The following is a 544-nucleotide window of genomic DNA, read 5'->3' on the forward strand; positions in this document are numbered from 1 at the left end:
CAAGCTTAAACTCATCAGAAAAACTTCGTCGACTTACAACTTTCATATGAACACCTCTTATTCCTGATAAAGAGGTGTCTACTTTTAGGGAGTCACATCAGGTGCTGGGTGCTGGGTGCTGGGTGCTACAGGATTTCGAAAAGCTATTAAGCGTCAAGCGATTTCTTTCCTTTTGCTCTGCCTAGATCCTACGGCCCGCTCTTCCGAGGGCCTTCTTTCCCTAGATGTATGGACTCCCTCTCCCTGAGGAGTTACGGTCTTAATCCGACGAAAGATTAGCCAAAAGGAGTCCATACATGAACAACCTTAATACATTGGCCATCGACTTAGCAAAGAATGTTTTCCAAGTTTGCAAGCGAAGCCCGCAAGGCAAAGTATTCTTCAATCGGGAAATGACCCGGGCAAAGCTCAAGGAGCTGCTTGCTAACGAGAGAGTAGCTTTAGTCGCAATGGAAGCCTGCAGTAGCTCCCATTATTGGGCAAGGTATGCTGCTGAGCTCGGCCATGAAGTAAAAGTCATCAATGCCCGAGCTGTTAAGGCTTT

Annotated in this window: 1 pseudogene; it reads left to right on the forward strand. The window is 46.9% G+C overall.

From position 1 onward, the window contains the following. Nucleotides 1-296: 296 nt before the first annotated feature. Nucleotides 297-544, forward strand: a pseudogene (locus C9J01_RS29470) (IS110 family transposase); the annotation flags it as partial.

It is taken from the genome of Photobacterium rosenbergii (assembly GCF_003026455.1).
GTDB lineage: Bacteria > Pseudomonadota > Gammaproteobacteria > Enterobacterales > Vibrionaceae > Photobacterium > Photobacterium rosenbergii.